Genomic DNA, 23615 nt, shown 5'->3' on the forward strand with positions numbered 1-23615 from the left:
GGCCAAGTGGCGTAGCCAGCCAGAGTCCAAGTGGCAGTGCCAGCCAGAAGCCAGCTGGCGCTGCCAAGGCTCAGCCAGGCATGACCTCAGTCGCCCATGACGACGCCTTCTCGACGGGGGTCGGCGCCACCGAACAGACCCTCTTCGGTGACCTCCAGTGCCTGCAAGCCGCTGGTCAGCTCACGGGTCTCCACCTCGTGTCCCATCCCCTGCAGATCACGCACGGTGGCCTCGGGAAAACGCCCTTCCTCCAGATAGACAGCGTCACCCAGCGTGATGGCATGGGGCAGATTGAGCGCATGCTGGGCATCGAGCCCACGCACCAGCATGGCGTCCAGCGTCTGGGCAGTGTAGTGGATGATGGCCGCGCCCCCCGGCGACCCGAGGCTGGCCACCAGGTCGCCGCTCTCACGCTCGAACACCAGCGTCGGACTCATGCTGGACCTGGGCCGCTTGCCCGCCTCGACCCGGTTGGCAATGGGCGTGCCTTGCTCATCGGTAGGCGTAAAGGAAAAGTCGGTCAGCTCATTGTTGAGCAGGTAGCCGCCGTCCAGCTCCGACCCTCCATTGGCCATGATGCGCGAGCCAAACGCCTGCTCGATACTCGCGGTCATGGCGACCGCCTGTCCGTCACCATCAATGATGCTGATGTGACTGGTGCCATACTCGGGCTGATGGGGCTGCGACGCGTAGGCTGTCTTCATCGCCCCTGGGTTGCCCGGCCGCGCCGCACCGCTACCCATGCTCTGCTCTTCGATCAACTCGGCCCGCTTGGCCAGATACTCCGGCGCTACCAGCGAGCTCCACGTACCGCCTGGGGCCTCGACAAAGTCGCTGTCACCGATGAAGCGGGCGCGGTCGGCAAAGGCCAGGCGCGACGCCTCAAGGAACGGGTGCAGCCAGTCCACGGTGGGCACCCCCTCATTCAGCGCGGTCTCGATCTCGGGCCTGGCCTCCATGATGCCCAGGATCTGCATCATCGTCAGATGCCCCGAGGAAGGAGGCGGAAAACCGCAGACCTCCCACTGCCGCCAAGGGGTACACAGTGCGTCACGCTCCACGGCCGCGTAGCCGGCCATGTCCTCGAGACTCAGGGTGCCCGGCATGTCCGGATGATTCTGTACCCTGGACACCAGATCCTCGGCAATCTCACCGGTATGCAGGGCCGTGCTCCCCTCCTCGCTGATCTTGGTCAGAATCGCCGCCAGCGCAGGATTGCGTAGCCGGGTGCCGACCGCCACTGGCTGCCCTTCGTCATCGAAGAAGTAGGCACCTGCGACATCGTCCTCCGCCAGCGATGGCGTGGCGGCCAGACTCTGGTGGAGGCGTGGACTGACCTCGAAGCCCTCGGTTGCCAGGGTGATGGCGGGCACGAACAGGGACGCCCATGGCAGCTTGCCATGTTCGTCATGGGCCAGCTCGAGCATGCGCACGGTGCCGGGCACACCGACGGAGCGGCCACTTTCCACGGCGGTCATGAACTCGATCGGCTCGCCGTCTGCATCCAGAAACAGCGCCTCGTCGGCCCCTAACGGAGCCTTCTCTCGGCCATCGAAGGCGTGGACCTTCTCGCCGTCATGCAGCATCAGGAAGGCGCCGCCGCCAATCCCACTGGACTGAGGCTCGACCAGCGTCAGCACCATCTGTACCGCGACCGCCGCGTCGATGGCGTTGCCACCTGCCTTCAATACCTGATAGCCGGCATCCGTCGCCAGCGGGTTGGCCGCTGCCACCGCGAACTGCTCGGTCGCCCAACCCGGCTTTTCCTCGTAACCGGAGCCCTCCTCTGGGGAAATGGCAGGACGGGTGTAGTCAAACGCTGGCGCGGCTTCCGCTGCCGATGCCAGGAGACTGCTTGCCATTACCCAGGCCACTGCCGTGGCCAGGCCGTCAGGCCGACGCAAGAACGTCGCTCTCATCACCGCTCCTTTTGTGACGAAATCAAAGATGCCTTATGTGTTTCTGCATAGGTGTGTTTATGCATAGGTGTGCTGATGCATAGTTGCTGCTTCAGCATAGTTTATCGCAGCCTACGATACCGCACGCTCATGCTCGCTTCTCGTGGCGCCGGATGCGCAAGCGGCAAAACGCGCAGATAAGCGCCAATGCCAGCATCACCAGCGTCAACCCGCCGAGGGTGGAAACCAACTGATGGTACCCCTGCGGTACATCCTCGGCGCGCTCGGCCATGCCTTTTTCCGCCAGGCGCACCACCCCAAACACCAACGCCATCAGCAGGCCCAACGGCAGCGCCGAGCGCACACGCGCAAGCGCCTTGGTCAATGACCAGGGCGGGGTGGGCTCGCGCTTGGGTCGCGGTGTCTTTGGTGCAGAGGTGGTCGCCTTGGCCGCAGCGGCCTTGTCGCTGCCCGCCTTCTTGGCGCGACTGGCCGGAGCCCGCTTGCTGCGCGCCTTGGGTGTCGGTTTTTTCGCCGCTGGGGTCCGCTCCGGCAGGATCCCCGCCAGCAGCCAGCGCCCAAGCGACCAGCACATCCATCCCAGGCACACCCCAATGGACAGCAGCACGCTCCCCATGACCAACAGATATGCCATTACAACGTCCTATCAACAAACTGCCTGTATGGTGCCAATTCTCATGGCCCTTGGGGAGCCCTGGAGGCCACTTTGCTGCCTGCTCGGTATGCGCCGCTCGTCGCGGCATCATTGGCCACTGCACCTGATACGGCGATGCCATGCACCCCGAACCAACGTAACACGCCGCGGCCATGGCCGCGGCGTGAATACGGAGGGTGCTGACAGACGTTCTCTACAGAGGTTGTCGTCAGACGTTCCGGTCAAACGCTCTCGTCAGACGTTCTGGTCACACGCCCTCGACAGAGGGCGCTGCTAGCCTAGCCGATGGTTTCGCCCGCCAGCATGAACCAGGTTTCCAGTACAGCGTCCGGGTTCAGGGACACGGAGTCGATACCCTGCTCCATCAGCCACTTGGCCAGCTCCGGATGATCCGACGGCCCCTGGCCGCAGATGCCCACGTACTTGCCCTTGGCCTTGCAGGCCTGAATCGCCATGGCCAGCAGCTTCTTGACGGCGGGATTACGCTCATCGAAGAGGTGCGCCACAATGCCGGAGTCGCGATCGAGACCTAGCGTCAGCTGGGTCAGGTCGTTGGAGCCAATAGAGAAGCCATCGAAGTACTCGAGGAACTCGTCCGCCAGCAGGGCGTTGGCAGGCAGCTCGCACATCATGATGACCTTGAGCCCGTTGTCGCCGCGCTTGAGGCCGTTGGCCGCCAGCAGGTCAACCACTTCGCTGGCTTCCTCGGTGGTGCGAACGAAGGGAATCATCAGCTCGACGTTGTCGAGTCCCATCTCGTCGCGCACCCGCTTCATGGCACGGCACTCGAGCTCGAAGCACGGCCGGAAGGTCTCGGAGATATAGCGCGACGCGCCGCGGAAGCCGAGCATCGGGTTCTCTTCGCCGGGCTCGTACAGCTTGCCGCCGATCAGGTTCTCGTACTCGTTGGACTTGAAGTCCGACATGCGCACGATGACACGCTCGGGGTAGAAAGCGGCGGCCAGGGTCGAGATACCCTCTACCAGCTTGTCGACATAGAAGCTGACGGGATCGTCGTAGCCGGCAATACGCAGGTCAATGGTCTGTTGCAGCTCACCCGGCAGGGTGTCGTACTCCAGCAGGGCCTTGGGGTGCACACCGATCATCCGATTGATGATGAACTCCAGGCGCGCCAGGCCAACGCCCGCGTTGGGCAGCGTAGAGAAGCTGAAGGCACGATCCGGGTTGCCCACGTTCATCATGATCTTGAACGGAATGTCGGGCATGGCGTCGACGCTGGTCACGTTACGATCGAATTCCAGCAGGCCGTCGTAGACATGGCCGGTATCACCCTCGGCACAGGATACGGTCACTTCGCGACCATCACGCAGTACCTCAGTGGCATCACCACAGCCAACCACCGCGGGGATGCCCAGCTCACGGGCAATGATCGCCGCGTGACAGGTACGTCCACCGCGATTGGTGACGATGGCCGAGGCACGCTTCATGATCGGCTCCCAGTCCGGGTCGGTCATGTCCGTCACCAGCACGTCGCCGCTGTTGACCTTATCCATCTCGTCCGGGCTCAGGATCACCTTGACCGCACCACGGCCAATGCGCTGACCGATGGCACGGCCGGTGACCAGGGTGCGCCCCTTCTCTTTCAGCTGGAAGCGCTCCAGCGAGCCGCCTTCCTGCTGAGACACCACGGTTTCAGGACGCGCCTGCACGATGTACAGCTGGTTGTCGTCGCCATCCAGCGCCCACTCGATATCCATCGGGCGGCCATAGTGCTGTTCGATGGTCATCGCCTGGCGCGCCAGGGCCATGACCTGTTCATCGTTGATGCTGAAGCGACCGCGGTCGGACAGGGGCACGTCCACGGTCTCGACCGACTTACCCGCGCTGGCGTCGCCGGTGTAGATCATCTTGATCAGCTTCGATCCCAGGTTGCGGCGCAGCACTGCAGGGCGCCCTGCCGCCAGGGTGTGCTTGTGCACGTAGAACTCATCGGGGTTCACCGCGCCTTGTACCACGGTCTCCCCCAGGCCCCAGGAAGAGGTGACAAATACCGCGTCGCGGAAGCCGGACTCTGTGTCCAGGGTGAACATGACGCCACTGGCGCCGGTCTCGGAGCGCACCATCTTCTGCACCCCGGCGGACAGCGCCACGTTCTCGTGGGCATAGCCACGATGCACGCGGTAGGAGATGGCGCGGTCATTGAACAGCGACGCAAACACCTCGTGCACCGCACGCTTGATATTGTCGTAGCCTTCAATGTTGAGGAAGGTTTCCTGCTGGCCAGCGAAGGAAGCGTCAGGCAAGTCTTCCGCCGTTGCAGAGCTGCGCACGGCCACCTTCAGGTTCGGATGCTTGCCCAGCATCTGCTCGTAGGCCTCGCGCAGCGCCGCCTCGAAGGCGGGCGGCAGGGGCGTATCGATCACCCACTGACGAATCTTGCTGCCGGCCTCGGCCAGAGCATTGACGTCATCGACGTCCAGGCGTGCAAGTTCCTGATTGATTCGATCATTGAGCCCCTCGTGAGAGAGAAACTCGCGATAGGCATCAGCGGTGGTAGCGAAACCGCCGGGCACCGTGACCCCCGCCCCCGCCAGATTGGAAATCATCTCGCCGAGAGAAGCGTTCTTGCCGCCAACGCGCTCGACGTCGTTCATGCCCAACTGATCAAACCACAGAATGTACTTGTCCACGTGACCCCCTTGGATGTCGACGAACTCGTCCATGACACGCCGTCATGACTGGATGCTGGCGACTCTATCAGCGCCCCACCATATTCGCCATTGGTCTAAGAGCGAAGTCACTGGAGGATTTTTACAACACCGGGGGAAAAAGCCAGCTTTCTGTAGTCTGGACACCTTCAGGGGCATCGGCGTGCCACTACGCAACGCCTCCATCAGGGTCATGGCGGCGTCCGACCGATATCCCGCCGGCCCTTCCCTCACCTGGCCTGGGGGCCGACGGTCTCGGCCCATCATTGGGCCAGCACAGCCGATTGATCTGCTTGTAGTCAGGGAGGCCAATCCTGGCTAATTTTACTTCGAACGCGCACAACTTGTCTGTCCCCGCCATGCAGCGGACAATGCCAGCACTCTTTACAAGGTATCCGCCATGACCCGTACCGCTTTCTTCATTTCCGACGGCACCGGCATCACCGCCGAAAGTCTTGGACGCAGCCTGCTGGCCCAGTTCGAGAACGTCGAGATACGCAAGTTGACCAAGCCTTATATCGACACTATCGAGAAGGCGCGCTCGCTGGTCGGGATCATCGAAGCCACCGCGGTAAGGGACGGCGTGCAGCCGATCATCATCGACACTATCGTCGACGAAAAGATTCGCGCTGTGATTCGTCAGGCGCCGGGGTTCAAGGTCGATATCTTCTCGACCTTCCTGGAGCCGCTGGAAAAGGAACTGGAAACACATTCGTCCTACAGCGTGGGGCGCACTCACGCCATTTCCAGCGATGACGTCTACATGGACCGCATTCACTCGGTGCACTTCGCCCTCGACAATGACGATGGCGCGCGCACCCATCAATACGACCAGGCGGACGTGATACTCGTCGGCGTATCGCGCTGCGGCAAGACCCCGACGTCGCTCTACCTGGCACTGCAGTTCGGCGTTCGCGCCGCCAATTACCCGCTGACCGAAGACGACCAGGACGACAGCGGCACCCTGAAACTGCCGGCCGTGCTGGCCAAGCAACGCCACAAGCTGTTTGGCCTGACGATCGATCCCAGGCGACTGGCAGCGATTCGCCACGAACGAAGGCCCAATAGCCGCTACAGCAGCATGGACCAGTGCATGCAGGAGGTCGCTCAGGCTGAGGCCATGTTCCGACAGCTGCATATTCCGTTCATCGACGCCACGCGCTTTTCCGTGGAAGAGATTTCGACGCGCATGATTGCGGAAACCGGCATCAACCGCCGCTTTTCCCCTCGCTGATCGCGCTCAGGACATTGGGGCAAGTGCTCCGAGTCCCCGGTTACCTCTGCTCTCTGTCCGTTGGGCCTCACGGTCGGCACGGTTGACTGTCGGCCCACGGACAGACGTCCACTCGTCATCTTTGCAGCAAGTGCTTGTCTCTATCGCTTCGCCTAGGTGCTTTTTTCCGTTCTACAACCGGTCGCCCAGCTTGCAATGAGAGTCAATCTCGTTACTATTTCAAGAACGCGTTCCAGCGCCTCCTTCCTGCCTTCGTGAAAAGGACAATTCCATGATCTCTCGTCTTGTGCGTCGCCCTCTGGCGCTTGCTATCGCTGCCGGTGCTCTGGCCGTGGCTTCCCATGCTTCCGCCGAGGATGTCACCGCCGACGCGGTCGTCGGGCACTACGCTGACCTGGCACACACCACCTACAGCGATGCGCTGAAGACAGCCAAGGCGCTGGACGTCGCCATCGATGAGCTGCTGGCGGCCCCGACCTCCGAAACCTTGGCTGCCGCCAAGAAGGCCTGGCGCGAGGCACGCATTCCTTACCAGCAGAGTGAGGTCTTCCGCTTCGGCAATGCCGTGGTCGATGACTGGGAAGGCCAGCTCAACGCCTGGCCGCTGGACGAGGGCATGATCGATTACGTCAGCCAGGACGGCTATCAGCATGAGCTCGGCAACGCCGGTGCCACCGCCAACATCATCGCCTCCTCCTCGATTACCGTCGGCGGCGACGAGATCGATGTCTCCACTCTTTCGCCGGAACTGCTGGCAGAGCTCAATGAAATTGGCGGCTCCGAAGCCAACGTCGCTACCGGCTACCACGCCATTGAGTTTTTGCTGTGGGGACAGGATCTGCATGGCTACGAGCCGGGTGCCGGCGAGCGTGGAGCCAGCGACTTCGCCCTTGGCGATGACTGCACCAACGGTAACTGCGATCGCCGCCGCGCCTACTTGAAAGCCGCCAGCCAGCTGCTGATCCAGGATCTGGAGTGGATGGTGGCCCAATGGGCACCGGTGGACGAAGACAACTATCGCCGCGAGTTGACCAGCGTACCGAGCGAAGAAGGCCTGCGCCGTATTCTGTTTGGCATGGGGTCGCTGTCACTGGGCGAGCTGGCCGGTGAGCGCATGAAGGTCGCGCTGGAGGCCAATTCCTATGAAGACGAGCACGACTGCTTCAGCGACAACACCCACAACTCGCACTACTACAATGGCAAGGGCATTCAGAACGTCTACACCGGCCAATATCAGCGCATCGATGGCAGCGTTCTCGAGGGACCCAGTGTAGAGGCCCTGCTGGCGCAGACCGACAGCGACCTGGCGCAGACCCTTGAGCAGCAGCTTGAGAGCTCCATGGCAGCCCTGGGCACCCTCAAGCAGACAGCGGAGCAGAGCGAGTCGCCCATGACCTTCGACATGATGATCGCTCCAGGCAACGAGCAAGGTGCGGCCATCGTCAACGACGCCATTCTTGCCCTGGTCACCCAGACTGTCTCCATCGAGCAGGCTGCGGGCGAGCTTGGCGTCACCTCACTCGAGCCGGATGATGCCGGTCACGACTTCTGATCGACTCCTGGCCGGAGCTTTGTTGATGTAGATCACATCCAGGCCAGGAACTAAATGATGAAATGCGATTCATTCGCCTCGAGAAGCCGCACGCCTTGGCGTGCGGCTTGACTGTGTCAAGGAATCGCCAGATGCGTCACATGCCCACACTAAACCGTACCTTGCCAGTCTTGCTGGCTGGGCTCACCCTTGGCACGCAGGTCCTTGCCAGCGGCGAGCCATCACTCCAGACCGATCCTCGCTCCGGCGGCGAAGGCTCGGTCAAGCAGTTCGACCACAACGCCTACTCGCTGCCCTTGGGCAACATGAGCATGACCAAGCGGCTCGACTTCAGCGTCGGCAACAGTTTCTTTCGCAATCCCTGGGTCGTGGCCCCCGCCAGCACCGATGCCCGTGACGGCCTTGGTCCACTGATCAATACCAATAGCTGCCAGGGCTGTCATATCAAGGACGGTCGCGGTCACCCGCCGGCAGACGGTGAACCACCGGTGTCCCTGTTCCTGAGGCTATCCGTGCCGGCCACCACCTCGGACGACCACGAGCTGGTCAGGCGAACCGGCGCTGTGCCGGTGCCCCACTACGGCCGCCAGCTGCAAACCGCGGCGATTCCGGGCGCAACGCCTGAAGCCGACATGGTTCGCTCACTCTCGCCCCGAGAGATCACCTTCGATGATGGCCACCAGGTCACGCTGGCGGTGCCCACCTACCACATCGAGGATCCCGCCTACGGCGAACTGCCCGAGACGCTGCTGACCTCGCCTCGGGTGGCGCCACCGATGATCGGACTGGGCCTGCTCGAAGTCGTGGACGAGGACCAGCTGCTGCAGTGGGCGGATCCCGACGATAGCGACGCAGACGGCATCTCCGGGCGCGCCAATCGCGTCTGGGACGTGCGCCAGCAGGAGACGGTGCTGGGACGATTTGGCTGGAAGGCCGGCGAACCCAGTGTAGAACAGCAGAGCCTGCATGCCTTCGCCGGCGACATGGGGCTGACCTCACGTCTGTCCGCCGCTACCGACTGCATGCCAGGCCAGGGCTGCGAGGACTTCCCCGACGGCGGCGACCCAGAGGTCAGCGACGAAGTGGCCGACTTTGTCACCTTCTATGCCTCGAGCCTGGCCGTTCCGCAGCGAAGGAACATGCAGGATCCTGCGGTACAGGCCGGCGCCCGCCAGTTCAACGAACTCGGCTGCGCCGCCTGCCACCGCCCCAGCCTGACCACCCCGGAGGACACGACTCGTCCTGAACTGGCGGGCCAGACCCTGTGGGCCTACACCGATATGCTGCTGCATGACATGGGCCCCGAGCTTGCCGACGGCCGCCCCGAGTACCAGGCAGATGGCAACGAATGGCGCACCCCGCCGCTGTGGGGCATCGGTCTTGCCCAGCAGGTCAACCCCCAGGCAGGCTTCCTTCACGATGGCCGGGCACGCACCCTTGAAGAGGCCATCCTGTGGCACGGTGGTGAAGCGCTCGCCGCCCGGGATCGTTATCGCGCTCTTGCGCAGCAGGAGCGTGCACAATTGCTGGAGTTCCTGAATTCACTATGACGTACCGCTCACGTTCCCCCTTCGCGTCACTTTCTCGCGCCTTTTCACTGGGTGGCGCCACGCTGGCGTCGATCGTCGCGATGTACAGTAGCGCCGCCCTCGCAGACCAGGCGGGTACTTCGCCCCGTGAGACGTGGCATCACGATATCCAGCAGGGTTACCAGCAGCTGAACCGCACCACCGAGTCCCTGGCGAAGGCCTTCACGCCGGGTTGCGATGCGCTCGATCATGACGCCATGGCAGCGCACTGGCTGGACGCCTACCAGGCCTGGCAGGCCGTCCGCTTCGTCGACTTTGGCCCGATCGAGGTCGACAGTCGCGCCTGGCAGCTGCAGTTCTGGCCTGATAACAAGAACCTGGTCGGCAGTCGCATCGCCAGCCGACTGCGTCAGGAGACGGTGGTCACGCCCGCTGACATCGCCGCCGCCGGCGTCGCCGAGCAGGGCTTCCCTGCCTTGGAATACCTGCTGTTTGACGACGCCATGACGCAGCACTCCCTCCAGCAGCCGAATGCCTGTGCGCTGGCCCAGGCCATCAGTCAGCACCTTGCTCAGGTCGCCAGCGAGCTGAACCGCGATTGGCAAGCCTTCCGCTCCCACTACCTGGCCACCGACAGCTACCCCGAGGCCACCGTTCACGCCGCGCTGCAGTCCCTAGAGATCCTCGAGGACAAGCGCCTGGGCGAGCCCCTGGGGATGATGGGTGCACCGGCCAATGGCTACCGCGCAGAGGCCTGGCGCAGTGATGCCTCGATCACCCTGGCGACGGCCACCCTGGAGGGACTGCAGGATCACTTCGTCCCGGGGCTAGAGCGGTGGCTCTCGCAGCAGCACCAGGAGGATCTTGCCGCGGCATTCAGCGACCAGCTCAAGGATACGCTCGACCAGGCACGTCAACTGGACACAGGCATTGCCGCTGGACTGCAAGACGACCAGGCGCGCCAGCAGCTGGCCACGCTCTATCTGGAAGTTGCCCAGCTACGCCAGGTACTCGGCGATGAAATAGCCCCGGCGCTAGGTATCGTTCGCGGCTTCAACTCGAGCGACGGAGACTGATCCCATGTCATCGAGGCTAGCCATCGGCCGCAAACAGCCGTCGACTTCTCGACAAGCGTCGGTTCAGGACCCCCTGCGCCGACGGCTGCTGGTCGGCTCCAGTGCGGGACTCGCCCTGACCGGCCTGGCGTTAGCGGGTGTGCCCACGTCGCTGTGGGCCAGCGACGAGCAGCAGCGGCGTGAGTGGTTTTTCAGCGCGGTGGACGATACCGATGGCGGCCACCACCTGGCGGGTCTTCGGCGTGACGGCAGCGAGCATTTTCTGCTGCCCGCGCCAGAGCGCTGTCACGGCGGCTGCCTGAGGCCAGGCCACGACCAGGCGGTGCTGTTTGCACGTCGTCCCGGCTACCGCTTCCACGTCATCGACGCATCGCATCAAGCGACGCTGATGACCATAGAAGCGGGTGACGGGCGCCACTTTTACGGACATGGGGTGTTCGACCCCAGCGGCCGTTGGCTCTACCTCACCGCCAATCGCGTCGAGGATGCCATGGGGCTGGTGCAGGTGCGGGATGCAGAGGATCACTATCGCCTGGTGAACGAGTGGGAACTGGATGGTATCGGGCCCCACGAGATCGGCCTGATGCCCGACGGTGTCAGCCTGGCGATCGCCCTGGGCGGCATCCTGACCCGTCCCGAAAGCGGCCGCGCCAAGCTCAACCTGGCCGAGATGGCACCGGCCCTGCTGCTGATCGATCGCCATAGCGGTGACCTTGTGGAGCGCCACCGCCCGTCTCACCACCAGCTGAGCTGCCGCCACCTGGATATTGCCGACGATGGCAGCATCATCGTCGGCTATCAATTCCAGGGTCCCGAATGGGAAACCCACCACCCGCTGATCGCTAAGCGATCCGCAGATGGTGGGTTTGAGGAGTGGACACTGCCCGACCAGATCCAGGCGGGCCTTGCCCAATACACGGCAAGTGTTGCGGTCAGCCAGGTTGCCGCCACTGCAGCGGTATCTGCACCCAGAGGAAATCGCGTGCTGTTGATCGACCGAAACAGTGGCGCGCTGCAGGCAGACCTCCCGATCGACGATGCTGCCGGGCTTCGCTGCGACGGCAGCGGCGGCTATCTGATCACCACCGGCAGCGGTGATGTCCACCACCTTGCGTCGTCAGGTCACCATAGCCTGGTCGCCTCGCTGCCGCTGCGCTGGGACAACCATCTGACCTGAGCAGCAACATCCACGTATTACTTGAGAAGCAACACCAGGGACCAGGCGCCTCAGCGAATGATGCCCTCGCGCCTGAGTCGCGCGATATCGTCTGCACTGAGCCCCATGTCGGTCAGCACACGCTCGCTGTGCTCGCCGAGCCTGGGGGGTGGAACATCGGCGGTGGCACTCTCGCCATCGAAGCGCAGCGGGTTGGCGACCTGGGGCACGCCATCAATCTCACGGGCCATCCCCCGATGCCGCACCTGGGGATCGGCAAACACTTCCGTCAGGGTGTGAATCGGCCCTGCGGGAATGCCCAGGGCTTCGAAGCGCGCCAGCCACACATCCCGTTCATCGCCGCTGAGTATGCCCTGGATCAAGGCCACCAGGTCGTCACGATGGGCCACCCGCCCTTCATTGGTGGCGTACTCGCCCTGACTCCACTCGGGATGCCCGAGCAGTTCAGCGAGGCGTGCAAACTGTCCATCATTGCCTACCGTCAGCACCAGGTGGCCATCCCGACAGGCAAACGCCTGGTAGGGAACAATATTGGGGTGGGCGTTGCCATGGCGCTCTGGTGCACGACCACTGACCAGCGTGTTCAGCGCCTGATTGGCCAAGGTCGCCACCTGGACGTCCAGCAGTGCCAGGTCGACATGGCTGCCTTCCCCGGTGTCACGCCGGCGATTCAGTGCCGCCAGAACGCCAACGGCAGCGTACAGCCCGGTCATCACATCCGTAATGGCCACGCCTGTCTTCATCGGCATGCCATCGGCTTCGCCGGTCAGGCTCATCAAGCCGCCCATGGCTTGGATCATGAAGTCGTAACCCGCCCGATGGGCATAGGGGCCAGTCTGACCGAAGCCGGTGATGGAACATACCACCAGAGCAGGATTCAGCGCCCGCAGCGACGCAGCGTCCAGGCCGTAGCGCGCCAGCCCTCCGACCTTGAAGTTCTCGAGCACGATGTCAGCGCCGCGGGCCAGCGCCTTGACCAGGCGCTGGCCCTCGCCGCTGGCAATATCGATCGCCAACGACTGCTTGGCTCGATTGGCACACAGGTAGTACGCCGCCTGACGTTCGACGTCCTGCTCAGCCTGCGCCACCCCCTGGTGCCAGGGGGGACCCCAGCCACGCGTGTCATCACCCCGGCCTGGATGCTCGATCTTGATCACCCTGGCCCCCATGTCAGCCAGCAGCTGACCGCACCAGGGTCCAGCCAGTACCCGTGACATGTCGAGCACCGTCACACCGGACAGCGGTTGATTCGCCCCCAGGCCGGGAGCGGCAGCTGCAGCAGTCGACATCTCGCTCATCGTGACCCTCTCGCTCAACCGCTGAAGGCCTGGAGGCCGGTCTGGGCGCGCCCGAGGATCAGGGCGTGGACGTCGTGGGTGCCCTCGTAGGTGTTGACCGCTTCCAGGTTCATCACATGACGGATCACGTGATACTCGTCGCTGATGCCGTTGCCACCATGCATATCGCGAGACTGGCGTGCGATATCCAGCGCCTTGCCGCAATTGTTACGCTTGATCAGGGAGATCGCTTCCGGCACCAGCTGGCCTTCGTCGATCATCCGCCCCACTCGCAGCGAGGCCTGCAGGCCCAGGGCAATCTCGGTCTGCATATCCGCCAGCTTCTTTTGAATCAGCTGGTTCGCCGCCAGCGGCCGACCAAACTGCTTGCGCTCGAGGGTGTAGTCACGGGCCGCGTGCCAGCAGGCTTCGGCCGCCCCCATGGCGCCCCAGCTGATGCCATAGCGTGCCCGGTTAAGACAGGAAAATGGCCCCTTGAGTCCCTGCACGCCGGGCAGACGCTGCTCGTCCGAGACCTCGACGTCCTGGATCGCGATCTGACCGGTAATCGAGGCACGCAGGCTGAACTTGCCGTCGATCTTGGGCGCGCTGAGCCCCGGCATGCCTTTCTCCAGCACGAAGCCGCGAATCACCCCTTCCTCGTCACGGGCCCACACCACAAAGACATCGGCGATCGGGGAATTGGTGATCCAGGTCTTGGTACCGTTCAGTCTCCAGCCCGACTGCGTGCGATAGGCCCGCGTCGACATGCTGCCCGGATCAGACCCGTGGTCTGGCTCGGTCAGGCCGAAGCAGCCAACCCACTCACCGCTGGCAAGCTTAGGCAGGTAGCGATCCCGCTGGGCGTCGCTGCCAAAGGCGTGAATCGGGTACATCACCAGGCTCGACTGCACGCTCATGGCGCTGCGATAGCCGGAATCCACGCGCTCCACTTCACGCGCTATCAAGCCGTAGCTGACGTAGTTCATGCCAGCGCAACCCCAGCCGTCGATGGTGGCGCCCAGCAGGCCAAGTTCGCCCATTTCGTTCATGATCTCGCGATCGAAATGCTCATGGCGGTTGGCTTCGAGCACCCGCGGCAACAGCTTTTCCTGGCAATAGTCGTGAGCGGTCTGCTGGACCATTCGCTCTTCTTCGTTCAGCTGATCGACCAGACGGAAGGGGTCGTCCCAGGTGACGGGGGTAATGCTGCTCATTAGCCAAACTCCAAAATATCTACATTTTGGATAAATGTAGACCTAATTCCCCATGGTGCCAACCACCACCTTGGTCGAACCCAACGTGATGCTGCCCCAATATGCTGAAACCTAGGCAAGCGCTGAGGACATCCGCGAGCGGCGCAACGCGCCCCAAACAAAAGCGGCACCGCCTGGGCAGGCGGTGCCGCTTGATCACCCAGCCGTCACACCAAAGCGTCAGTCCTGACCTGGCTCTCCGGCGCGATACAGGGTTTGGATGCTCGAGAAATCCAGGCCACCGTTGCCCTGGGCACTGTGCAGCGCGAAGAGATTGCGCGCTTGCGAGCCCATGGGAACGCTGGAGCGGGAGCCCAGCGCCAGTTCCCAGGCAAGCCCCAGGTCCTTGGCCATCAGATCCGTCAGAAAGCCACCCTGATAGTCACGCGAGGCCGCAGATCCCTCCATGACACCTGGCCAGGGGTTATACACATTGAGCGCCCAGTTGCCGCCGCTGCTCTGCTTCATGATGTCGGACAGCACCGCGGGGTCGAGCCCATTCTTCACCCCCAGCGCCAGCGCCTCGGCGGTGCCACTCATCAGGATACCCAGCAGCATGTTGTTGCAGATCTTGGCCACCTGGCCGCTACCGCTGCCGCCAGCGTGAAACAGATTCTTGCCCATCACCTCGAGCACCGGCCTGGCGCGCTCGAAGCCTGCTGCGTCACCGCCCACGATAAAGGTCAGGGTGCCGGCCTGGGCTCCACCGATACCCCCGGACACCGGCGCATCCAGATAGGTACAGCCACGCTTGGCCGCTTCCGCCGCCACCAGCCGCGCGTCATCCGGCGAAATGGTGGAGGCATCCAGCAGCAAGGGGGTGCCTTCCAGGGCATCCAGCAAGCCCGCTTCTCCGTCACGCCCCAGATACAGCGCCTTGACGTGGGCGCCAGCCGGCAGCATCGATACCACGACGTCGGCCCCGGTGGCCGCATCGATGGCCGACACCCCGCGCCGTGCCCCCTTCTGCTCCAGCGCGGCCATGGCGCTTTCTACAAGATCGTACACGCAGACCTGGTGACCCGCGTTGACCAGATTGGCCGCCATGGGGGCCCCCATGTTACCCAACCCGATAAAGGCAATGTGCATTGGCTGTCTCCACATGTCCTGGCTGTGCTCAGGACGGTTTGCATTGTTTTCGTTGTTGCTGGCGATAGGCTGATCCGCCGACTGGTCTTGCTTGAACAAGCGCCAGAACCTTCGACCGCCCCTTCATCAGAATATGTCTATGAGGCCGGCGCGCGCTGCTGGGGGCCGCTACAGGTCATCAAGCGGGCCGGGAGCCTTGCCCCAGGGCGCGCCGAACATGGCCGCCAGATCAGCCGCAGGCACGCTGGATACGTCCCGGTGACGCCATTGCGGTGACTTGTCCTTGTCGATCAGCAGTGCCCTTACACCCTCGGCGAAGTCTCCCAGCACGTTGCATTGCACCGACACCACCAGTTCATCCCGAAAGGTATCCGCAAGGGACGAGTGGCGATGTCGCTTAAGCATGTGCCACGCCAGGTGCGCGGTCAGCGGGCATCCCTGGGTGAGTCGCTTGCGATTGGCGGCGAGCCAGGCGTCGTCACTGTGATCGGCGGTGATGGCAGCGACGGCATCCTCGACCCGCCCCTTGCCCACCAGCGAACGCAGGTGATCGAGATGCGGCCAGACCTGCGCTGCGGGAGCCTGCTCGGGTGACTCAAAGCGGGCCAGCACCTCGCATACCAGTGCCTCAGCATCGACCACGTGACCGGCGGCGAAGTGGCAGTCACACAAGGCGTCCAACAGTTCGTCACCGCGCTCCCTGGGCACGAATCGATCGGCCATGCCCAGATCCAGGGCGTCACGCGCGTTAATACTGGCACCGGTCAAGCCCAGGTACAGGCCTACGCCGGGAGGCATCTTGTTCAAGAACCAGCTGGCCCCGATATCCGGGTACAGCCCGATGGTCACTTCGGGCATGGCGATGCGCGTGGTCTCGGTGACCAGACGATGGCGCCCACCGGCGGTCAGCCCCAGGCCTCCCCCCATGACGATACCGTCGGCCCATACCAGCAGCGGTTTTGGGTAAGTGTGCAGACGGTAGTCAAGCCGGTACTCGGCGGCAAAATACTGGGTGGCGTAGGTACCTGGCTGGACCCGCTGCGTTTTCTCGCGCTGCAACTCGCGCACCAGAGCCACCACGTCGCCCCCGGCGCAGAATGCCTTGTCACCCTCCCCTTGCAGCCAGACGGCGTGCACGTCGGGATCCTGGGCCCACTCTTCCAGACGCTCATCCAGCTGCTCGATCATCTCCAGCGACAGGGCATTGAGTGCCTTGGGCGCGTTAAGGGTTGCGATACCGACACAGCCGCCACCCGCTGCAGGTCGCCGCTGAAATCTGACCAGATCCTGATGCATGCAAGATACTCTCCGTAGTGAAATGCCTTGCCGTAGTGAAATGCCTTGCGGTATTGCAATGCCGTAGGGACATGCCGTGACGTTGGGCATGGCCAACCGCGCAGGGCTAGATGTATCGGCGACGCTTACTGCAGCGCTTCGATCACGCCATCGGCAAGCAGCCGACGACCGACGATCAGTCGCATGATCTCGTTGGTGCCCTCAAGGATCTGATGGACACGGGTATCACGAACCAGGCGCTCCAAGGGGTATTCCCTGATATAACCGTAGCCCCCATGCAGCTGCAGCGCCTCGTTGCAGACCTTGAAACCGATGTCGGTGGCAAAGCGTTTGGCCATGGCGCAATGCGCGGTGGCCTCGGGGTCGGCCTGATCCAATCGCCAGGCGGCCTGGCGCACCATCAAGCGAGCGGCCATCAGCTCGGTCGCCATATCTGCCAGCTTGAACTGCAACGCCTGGAAGGAGGCCAGCTCACGCCCGAATTGCTTGCGCTCACCCAGATAATTGCGCGCCAGCGTCAGCGCGTGCTGCGCAGCGCCCAGTGAACAGCTGGCGATATTGAGACGGCCACCGTCCAGCCCCTTCATGGCAAACCGGAACCCTTCGCCTTCCTCGCCCAGGCGATGATTGGCCGGCACGCGCACGCCATCAAGGCTGACCAAGCGCGTCGGCTGGCTCTTCCAGCCCATCTTGTCTTCGTTCTTACCGTAGCTGATGCCCGGCGCGTCGGCCGGCACGACGAAGGCCGATACGCCACGGGCACCACTGTCCGCTGCCCCGGTGCGTGCCATGACCACCAGCACCTGAGTCGCACCGGCACCAGAGATAAACATCTTCGCGCCATCAATGACATAATGATCGCCGTCACGCACCGCCTTGGTTCGCAGGTTGGCCGCGTCAGAACCGGCACCTGGCTCGGTGAGGCAGTAGGATCCCAGCAGCTCACCGCTGACCATGGCCTCCACATACTGACTGCGCACCTCGTCAACCGCCCAATTGGCGATCATCCAGGTCACCATGTTGTGAATGGTGAGATATGCGGTGGTGGCGATGCAGCCTTGGGACAGCTGCTCGAATATCAGCGAGGCGTCCAGGCGCGACAACCCGAGCCCGCCCTGTTCTTCAGGGGTATAGATGCCAAGAAAACCGGCCTCTCCAGCACGCCGGATCACATCCACGGGAAAGTGTGATTGAGCATCCCATTCGGCCGCATGATCGGCCAGCTCGATACGTGAAAAATCCGCTGCGGCGGCCACCAAGGCCTTCTGGTCATCGGTGAGAGCAAAGTCCATGACAGCTTCCTCGTCTCCAGGATGGCGGTGGCCGCCTCATCCCTGGATATTCATGTTGGATCGGCCCGTGTCAGCCTACCGACGACGCCCTGCGCCAAGCCCCTGCAACGTGAGCCATGGGGACTGCGCGACAGGTGGCTACAGGCTCGTCGGGGTGTTCGCGATGACGGCGCTGCATACGGGCACCTTATGCGGCCCCAACCTAGCACTTGCTTGGTTGTGTACCTATCAATCCATAGTCGTACACGCCGTCGATATCGCTCACGCCATGTGTCGACCCATAGCCTCAAACGCCAGCCCCGCCCGCGCCTGGGTGGCGAGTACGGAACCCTGGCCTTGCATGGGGAGGGTCGTCACCGACCCAGCAACATTCACTTTACGTTAACGTCAACTTTGACTAGTGTCTCTTCCAAGGACTCCAGTACATCGGGTCCCTCAACAGGACAACGCATCATGAGCAAACCTGCCAGCGCCCCCTCTACCACTCGCCCCGGGGCTGCCAGCGCCGGGCAAACAGCGAAGGGCTCTACTGGGGTCTCTGTGACGTCTCGCCATTACACCATCGGTGAACTGGCCAAGATGTTCGAAGTCACCCCCCGCACCATTCGTTTCTATGAGCAGGAAGGGCTGCTGGCGCCTCGACGCGAAGGACAGAAGCGCATCTATCGCGAGAAGGATCGCGTGCGGCTGAAGCTGACCCTGAGAGGCAAGCGTCTTGGCTTCTCCCTGGCCGAGATTCGCGAAGTGGTCATGATGTACGACGCCATGCCCGACGGAAATGCGCGCCAGTTGAAGCGACTTCTGGAAATCATCGCCGAAAAACGCGCTGAACTGGATCGTCAGCTTGAGGATATCCGCCTGATGCGCCTGGAGATGGACGACGTCGACCGGCGCGCCAGAGAGGCTCTCGATCAGCTGGACGAGTGATGCTCTCACTTAGAGGCTGAACCTGAGCCCGAACCTGAGCCGGCTCGCCCCGGCCTCAGCAACCCGTCGGCCAATGACGACCTGACCATCAATAACGACAACATCCAGCACAACCCGACGACATAACGAGACCCACAATGACACGCCAGACCGCCCATTCAGCCCCCAGGATCCCGTCCAGCTATGTGAGCGGGATCAGCGACCAGCCTCTCAAGGGCCAGACCATTGGTGATTGCTTCGACGAGACGGTCGCTCGCTTCCCTGACCAGGACGCCCTCATCAGTCGACATCAGGGACTGCGCTACACCTGGCAAGAGCTCAGAGAAGTGACCGACCAGGCTGCCCGAGCGCTGCTGGCGATGGGCGTAAAGAAAGGCGACAGGGTCGGGATCTGGTCGCCCAACTGCGCCGAATGGACGATCACCCAGTTCGCCACGGCCAAGATCGGCGCCATCCTGGTCAATATCAATCCCAGCTACCGCACCCATGAGCTCGATTACGCGCTCAAGCAGTCCGGCACCTCGACCCTGATCCTGCAGGGCAGTTTCAAGACATCGGACTATGTGGCCACCCTGGCGGAACTGGCGCCCGAGCTTCACGATATCCCAGGGGCGGGACCATTGACGCTCAAGGGCCTGCCAGAGCTGAAGCGCGTCATCTGCCTCGACGCCGACAAGGCACTCCCGGGCATGCTGGCATGGCCGCGCATCTTCGATCGCACGGAAGAAGTCAGCGCGGCGGAGCTTGCCGAGGTCCAGGCGGGCCTGCAGTTCGATGAACCGATCAATATTCAGTACACCTCCGGCACCACCGGGGCCCCCAAGGGCGCCACCCTCTCCCACCACAACATCCTGAACAACGGCATGTTCGTGGCACGCGCCATGAACCTCACCGATCAGGACCGGATGGTCATCCCGGTGCCGCTGTACCATTGCTTCGGGATGGTCATGGGTAACCTGGGCTGCGTGACACATGGTGCCACCATGATCTACCCCGCCGACGGCTTTGACCCGGAGACCACTCTGGCGGCAGTGTCCGAGGAGAAGGCGACAACCCTGTACGGCGTGCCCACCATGTTCATTGCGGAGCTTGAGCATCCCGACTTCAAGCGCTATGACCTGTCGTCACTGCGTACCGGCATCATGGCGGGTTCCATCTGCCCCATCGAGGTCATGCGCCGCGTCATCGACCAGATGAACATGCAAGACGTCACCATCTGCTATGGCATGACCGAAACCAGCCCCGTCAGCCTGCAGACCACCACTGACGCCCCGCTGGACAAGCGCGTGACCACCGTGGGCACCATTCACCCTCACCTTGAAGTCAAGCTGGTGCATCCTGACAGCGGGGCCGTCGTGCCCAGGGGTGAACCTGGCGAACTATGTACGCGCGGCTACAGCGTGATGCTCGGCTACTGGAACAATGAAGAGGCAACGGCTGCGGCCATCGATGCGGCAGGCTGGATGCATACCGGCGACCTGGCGACCATGGATGACGAGGGCTATGTCTCGATCGTCGGACGCATCAAGGACATGATCATTCGTGGCGGCGAGAACATCTACCCGCGCGAAATCGAGGACTTTCTGTATACCCACCCCGCCATTTCGGACGTGCAGGTGATCGGCGTGCCGGATCGCAAGTACGGTGAAGAGGTCATGGCCTGGGTCAAGCTGAGCGAGGGCGAGCAGCTCGATGAAGACGCTCTCAAGGCATTCTGCAAAGGCAAGATTGCCCACTACAAGGTGCCCCGCTACGTGAAGTTCGTCGACGAGTTCCCGATGACCGTCACCGGCAAGATTCAGAAGTTCAAGATGCGCAAGGAAGCTACCGACGAACTAGGGTTATAAGCCCCCTGGCTCGTGGGCGTTCCCTGAAATTCAAGCGCTGACACTCAAGCACTGAAACTCAATCGCTGAGACCCAGCCGCAAAAAAGGCGTCCCCATCAATGGGACGCCTTTTGTCTGGCCAGGCGGGCGGGCCTGGCCTGGATATCTGCAGGCGAGTCTACATGCCCTTGGGAGCGAAAATCCCCGGCGCGTTGCGCCAGTAGCCCTTGAAGTCCATGCCGAAGCCGAACACGTAGCGGTCGGCCACTTCCAGACTGCAGTAGTCTGCCTTGAGTCCCGGCACCGCCTTGCGATCGTGGCTTTTGTCCACCAGCACGGCCGTAGACACGCTCTTGGCCCCTGCCTCACGGCAATAATCCAGGATGGCCGCCAGGGTCGCGCCCTCGTCGAGAATGTCATCGACAATCACCACATCACGGCCGGCCATGGGGATCTCTGGCGACACTCGCCAGAACAGCTCTCCGCCGCGGGTCTTGCCGCGATAACGCGTGGCGTGCAGGTAGTCCACCTCCAGCGGGAACCCGAGCCGGGGCAACAGATGTCCCGTGGTGATCAGGCCACCGTTCATCACGCAGTAAAACACCGGCAGCTTGTCACCCAGGTCCCGGGTGATCTCTTCCGCCATGCGGTCCAACGCACGCTCTACCTCATCATGACTGATCAGGCAGTCGGCGGTGTCCATTACCTCACGCATGTCATCACGTGAGGCGCTATGGGCAGGATCAAGTTTCGGCATATCAGTCAGCTCGTTTCATTCATCAATCAGAAGTCATCGCCGCCAGGCGCGCGTGGACACGGCGCCAGCGCGACAAGGCAGACAGGGCATCAAGGTCGGGGCGGGCTCGGGCATAGCGAAGACGCGAGGCCCTGCGCGGCGCCTGATCGACACAGGCATCAAGCACCGCCGTGGCAGCTGGACGGTCATTGCATACCAGCACCATGTCGCAACCGGCCTCCAGAGCAGCCTTGGCGCGCTCAGCGGGGCCACCGGCGACCTGCGCCCCTGCCATGGTCAAGTCATCGGAGAAGATGGTGCCCTTGAAGCCCAGGGTCTCCCTCAGCATCCCCAGCCAGGAGGGCGAAAAGCCCGCCGGACGAGGGTCGAACGCCGGATAGACCACGTGAGCCGGCATCATGCCATCCAGCTTGCCGGCCAGACGCTCGAAGGGCACCAGGTCGTGCTGACGCAGCTGATCGAGACTCCGCTCGTCCCGGGCGACCTCGTGATGGGTATCCGCCTTGACCCCACCGTGCCCGGGAAAATGCTTGCCGACGGCCGCCATGCCCGCCTCGTGCAGCCCTTCGATAAAGGCACCACCGAGCCGCGCCACCACCTCGGGATCTGCATCGAAGCTGCGGTCACCAATCACCGACGAGAGGCCTACATCGACATCCAGCACCGGAGCAAAGCTGAGATCCAGCCCACAGGCCGCCATCTCCATGCCAAGCAACCAGCCGGCATCCTGGCACAGGCGCAAGGTCACCTCAGGCGCGCTGCGGTATTCCTGACCCAGCCGGGACATGGGCGGCAAGCGCGTCACCCCTTCCTTGAGCCGCTGCACGCGGCCACCCTCTTGGTCGATCCCCAGCAGAAGGCCGGGACGCAGCTCTCGGATCGACCGGCACAGCGCCCTGACTTGATCGGCATCATGGGTGTTGCGGCCAAACAGGATGACTCCGCCAAGGGCGGGATGCAGAAGCAGTTCGCGCTCTTCGGCCGACAGCTCGAGGCCATCGAGATCCAGCATCACAGGTCCGAATGTCTGGGTCATGTCGCTTACCTGGTCGGAAAAAAGGGAACGATTCTAGACCAATGGGCTACGTCGTGACACCCCGACAGCGCAATGCCAGGCACGACCACAGACAACCCATGGCAGCGACGATAGAATAGCACCCGCGGACCTCAGGGTCCGTTCTCTCGATTTACCTGCTGCTGGAGCCGCACTGCTGCCTATGGATGTCATCACCACCATCATTGTCATCACCCTGGGACTTTGCCTGGGCAGCTTCCTGAACGTCGTCATCGTCCGCCTGCCCGTCATGCTGATGCAGCAGTGGCGCACCGAGGCACGTGCCGCTCTGGAGCTTGAGGATGACATCGAGGCTCCCATCTCGCTGGCCCGCCCCGGCTCATGCTGTCCCCGCTGCGGACATCCCATCGCATGGCACGACAATCTGCCCCTGGTGGGCTGGATCAAGCGCCGCGGTCGATGCGCTGAATGCAAGGGACGTATCAGCGTCCAGTATCCGCTGGTCGAACTGACCAGCGCCATCCTGGCGCTGACCTGCCTTAAGCTGTTCGGACTGCAATGGAGCGCGCTATGGATCTTCGCAGCATGCCTGACCCTGCTGGCACTGGCCGTCATAGATCTGCGCACCCAGCTGCTGCCGGACGCACTGACCCTTCCGCTACTATGGGCAGGTTTGCTCTACCAGCTACTATTCAGCCCCGCGCATTTGGCAGACGCGGTCATCGCGGTGGTGGCAGGCTATGGCGTGCTGTGGGCCGTAGGTGCGATCTTCAACGCCATCACCCAGCGTGAAGGCATGGGGCGTGGCGACATCAAGCTGCTCGCCGCCCTCGGTGCCTGGCTGGGCTGGCAGCTGCTGCCCCTGGTCGTTCTTGTCGCCGCGGTAGTGGGCGTGATTTCGGGCTTGCTGGTACAGTGGCAAAGACCACATCTCAAAGGACAGGCGCTGCCCTTCGGGCCCTCCCTGGTCATCGCTGGCGGCCTGGCCTTACTGGCGGGCGAAGAAATGCTATTGACGTACAAGGCCATGCTTGGCGCATGATGCGACCCATGAGGGTCGTCACAAAG

18 protein-coding genes are annotated in these 23615 nt (G+C 62.9%); 8 read left to right on the plus strand and 10 right to left on the minus strand.

Going from position 1 to position 23615, the window contains the following annotated elements; translation table 11 throughout:
• Positions 1-86: 86 nt before the first annotated feature.
• The 3 genes from KUV86_RS09555 to ppsA all read right to left on the minus strand — a co-directional run bounded on the left by KUV86_RS09555 (position 87) and on the right by ppsA (position 5225).
• Positions 87-1862, minus strand: coding sequence for a gamma-glutamyltransferase family protein (locus KUV86_RS09555; RefSeq protein WP_222484647.1), 1776 nt, complete (start codon positions 1860-1862; stop codon positions 87-89).
• Between the two features lie 184 nt (positions 1863-2046).
• Entirely contained in the window at positions 2047-2553 is a 507-nt protein-coding gene (locus KUV86_RS09560) for a hypothetical protein (protein WP_206938195.1), read from the minus strand.
• 299 nt (positions 2554-2852) lie between these two features.
• The gene (gene ppsA / locus KUV86_RS09565; RefSeq protein WP_206939197.1) at positions 2853-5225 is read right to left on the minus strand and encodes a phosphoenolpyruvate synthase; all 2373 of its coding nucleotides are present in this window, start codon (positions 5223-5225) and stop codon (positions 2853-2855) included.
• A 418-nt stretch (positions 5226-5643) separates the two neighbouring features.
• Here ppsA and KUV86_RS09570 point away from each other — a divergent pair, with 418 nt between their 5' ends.
• The 5 genes from KUV86_RS09570 to KUV86_RS09590 all read left to right on the plus strand — a co-directional run bounded on the left by KUV86_RS09570 (position 5644) and on the right by KUV86_RS09590 (position 11811).
• Positions 5644-6477, plus strand: coding sequence for a pyruvate, water dikinase regulatory protein (locus KUV86_RS09570; RefSeq protein WP_206938193.1), 834 nt, complete (start codon positions 5644-5646; stop codon positions 6475-6477).
• Between the two features lie 271 nt (positions 6478-6748).
• Positions 6749-8029, plus strand: a complete 1281-nt coding sequence (locus KUV86_RS09575; RefSeq protein WP_222163170.1) for an imelysin family protein — start codon at positions 6749-6751, stop codon at positions 8027-8029.
• Between the two features lie 131 nt (positions 8030-8160).
• Positions 8161-9579 (plus strand): di-heme oxidoredictase family protein, encoded by a 1419-nt coding sequence (locus KUV86_RS09580; protein WP_261397599.1) that lies wholly within the window; start codon positions 8161-8163, stop codon positions 9577-9579.
• Complete coding sequence (locus KUV86_RS09585; RefSeq protein WP_222484623.1) at positions 9576-10634, plus strand: imelysin family protein; 1059 nt, start codon at positions 9576-9578, stop codon at positions 10632-10634. Before KUV86_RS09580 ends, KUV86_RS09585 begins: the two co-directional genes overlap by 4 nt.
• Before the next feature lie 4 nt (positions 10635-10638).
• The gene (locus tag KUV86_RS09590) at positions 10639-11811 is read left to right on the plus strand and encodes a DUF1513 domain-containing protein (protein ID WP_222484624.1); all 1173 of its coding nucleotides are present in this window, start codon (positions 10639-10641) and stop codon (positions 11809-11811) included.
• A gap of 50 nt (positions 11812-11861) precedes the next feature.
• Here the strand turns inward: KUV86_RS09590 and KUV86_RS09595 are convergent, their stop codons facing one another.
• The 5 genes from KUV86_RS09595 to KUV86_RS09615 form a co-directional block, all read right to left on the minus strand.
• Positions 11862-13100 (minus strand): CaiB/BaiF CoA transferase family protein, encoded by a 1239-nt coding sequence (locus KUV86_RS09595; RefSeq protein ID WP_222484625.1) that lies wholly within the window; start codon positions 13098-13100, stop codon positions 11862-11864.
• A 23-nt stretch (positions 13101-13123) separates the two neighbouring features.
• On the minus strand, positions 13124-14305 hold the full coding sequence (locus KUV86_RS09600; RefSeq protein ID WP_222484626.1) for an acyl-CoA dehydrogenase: 1182 nt from the start codon (positions 14303-14305) through the stop codon (positions 13124-13126).
• A 219-nt stretch (positions 14306-14524) separates the two neighbouring features.
• On the minus strand, positions 14525-15433 hold the full coding sequence (gene mmsB, locus KUV86_RS09605) for a 3-hydroxyisobutyrate dehydrogenase (protein WP_222484651.1): 909 nt from the start codon (positions 15431-15433) through the stop codon (positions 14525-14527).
• A 168-nt stretch (positions 15434-15601) separates the two neighbouring features.
• Positions 15602-16729 carry an enoyl-CoA hydratase/isomerase family protein gene (locus KUV86_RS09610; protein WP_206938181.1) on the minus strand — a complete coding sequence of 376 codons (1128 nt, stop codon included), beginning with the start codon at positions 16727-16729 and terminating at the stop codon, positions 15602-15604.
• Positions 16730-16854: 125 nt separating this feature from the next.
• Entirely contained in the window at positions 16855-18021 is a 1167-nt protein-coding gene (locus KUV86_RS09615; protein WP_222484627.1) for an acyl-CoA dehydrogenase family protein, read from the minus strand.
• A 453-nt stretch (positions 18022-18474) separates the two neighbouring features.
• On the opposite strand from KUV86_RS09615, the gene KUV86_RS09620 reads away from it, so the two are divergent.
• Together KUV86_RS09620 and KUV86_RS09625 are read left to right on the plus strand one after the other, a co-directional pair.
• Complete coding sequence (locus KUV86_RS09620) at positions 18475-18948, plus strand: MerR family transcriptional regulator (protein ID WP_206938168.1); 474 nt, start codon at positions 18475-18477, stop codon at positions 18946-18948.
• A gap of 137 nt (positions 18949-19085) precedes the next feature.
• Positions 19086-20795, plus strand: coding sequence for an AMP-binding protein (locus KUV86_RS09625; protein ID WP_222484628.1), 1710 nt, complete (start codon positions 19086-19088; stop codon positions 20793-20795).
• A 158-nt stretch (positions 20796-20953) separates the two neighbouring features.
• Here the strand turns inward: KUV86_RS09625 and KUV86_RS09630 are convergent, their stop codons facing one another.
• Both KUV86_RS09630 and nagZ read right to left on the minus strand, forming a co-directional pair.
• Entirely contained in the window at positions 20954-21532 is a 579-nt protein-coding gene (locus tag KUV86_RS09630; protein ID WP_206938164.1) for a hypoxanthine-guanine phosphoribosyltransferase, read from the minus strand.
• Positions 21533-21554: 22 nt separating this feature from the next.
• Complete coding sequence (gene nagZ / locus KUV86_RS09635) at positions 21555-22568, minus strand: beta-N-acetylhexosaminidase (RefSeq protein WP_206938162.1); 1014 nt, start codon at positions 22566-22568, stop codon at positions 21555-21557.
• 181 nt (positions 22569-22749) lie between these two features.
• Here nagZ and KUV86_RS09640 point away from each other — a divergent pair, with 181 nt between their 5' ends.
• Positions 22750-23589, plus strand: coding sequence for a prepilin peptidase (locus tag KUV86_RS09640; RefSeq protein ID WP_206938160.1), 840 nt, complete (start codon positions 22750-22752; stop codon positions 23587-23589).
• Positions 23590-23615 lie beyond the last annotated feature (26 nt).

This window comes from Halomonas sp. DP8Y7-3, assembly GCF_019801675.1.
Lineage (GTDB): Bacteria > Pseudomonadota > Gammaproteobacteria > Pseudomonadales > Halomonadaceae > Halomonas > Halomonas litopenaei_A.

What these genes read in the sequence shown, in the direction of transcription:
- KUV86_RS09590 (WP_222484624.1), top strand. Translation starts at nt 10,639, where the DNA reads ATGTCATCGAGGCTAGCCATCGGCCGCAAACAGCCGTCGACTTCTCGA.
- KUV86_RS09610 (WP_206938181.1), bottom strand. Translation starts at nt 16,729, where the DNA reads ATGCATCAGGATCTGGTCAGATTTCAGCGGCGACCTGCAGCGGGTGGC.
- KUV86_RS09625 (WP_222484628.1), top strand. Translation starts at nt 19,086, where the DNA reads ATGACACGCCAGACCGCCCATTCAGCCCCCAGGATCCCGTCCAGCTAT.
- KUV86_RS09600 (WP_222484626.1), bottom strand. Translation starts at nt 14,305, where the DNA reads ATGAGCAGCATTACCCCCGTCACCTGGGACGACCCCTTCCGTCTGGTC.
- KUV86_RS09580 (WP_261397599.1), top strand. Translation starts at nt 8,161, where the DNA reads ATGCGTCACATGCCCACACTAAACCGTACCTTGCCAGTCTTGCTGGCT.
- KUV86_RS09575 (WP_222163170.1), top strand. Translation starts at nt 6,749, where the DNA reads ATGATCTCTCGTCTTGTGCGTCGCCCTCTGGCGCTTGCTATCGCTGCC.
- KUV86_RS09585 (WP_222484623.1), top strand. Translation starts at nt 9,576, where the DNA reads ATGACGTACCGCTCACGTTCCCCCTTCGCGTCACTTTCTCGCGCCTTT.
- nagZ (WP_206938162.1), bottom strand. Translation starts at nt 22,568, where the DNA reads ATGACCCAGACATTCGGACCTGTGATGCTGGATCTCGATGGCCTCGAG.
- KUV86_RS09630 (WP_206938164.1), bottom strand. Translation starts at nt 21,532, where the DNA reads ATGCCGAAACTTGATCCTGCCCATAGCGCCTCACGTGATGACATGCGT.
- KUV86_RS09560 (WP_206938195.1), bottom strand. Translation starts at nt 2,553, where the DNA reads ATGGCATATCTGTTGGTCATGGGGAGCGTGCTGCTGTCCATTGGGGTG.
- KUV86_RS09555 (WP_222484647.1), bottom strand. Translation starts at nt 1,862, where the DNA reads ATGGCAAGCAGTCTCCTGGCATCGGCAGCGGAAGCCGCGCCAGCGTTT.
- KUV86_RS09620 (WP_206938168.1), top strand. Translation starts at nt 18,475, where the DNA reads ATGAGCAAACCTGCCAGCGCCCCCTCTACCACTCGCCCCGGGGCTGCC.
- KUV86_RS09570 (WP_206938193.1), top strand. Translation starts at nt 5,644, where the DNA reads ATGACCCGTACCGCTTTCTTCATTTCCGACGGCACCGGCATCACCGCC.
- KUV86_RS09595 (WP_222484625.1), bottom strand. Translation starts at nt 13,100, where the DNA reads ATGTCGACTGCTGCAGCTGCCGCTCCCGGCCTGGGGGCGAATCAACCG.
- KUV86_RS09615 (WP_222484627.1), bottom strand. Translation starts at nt 18,021, where the DNA reads ATGGACTTTGCTCTCACCGATGACCAGAAGGCCTTGGTGGCCGCCGCA.
- KUV86_RS09640 (WP_206938160.1), top strand. Translation starts at nt 22,750, where the DNA reads ATGGATGTCATCACCACCATCATTGTCATCACCCTGGGACTTTGCCTG.
- mmsB (WP_222484651.1), bottom strand. Translation starts at nt 15,433, where the DNA reads ATGCACATTGCCTTTATCGGGTTGGGTAACATGGGGGCCCCCATGGCG.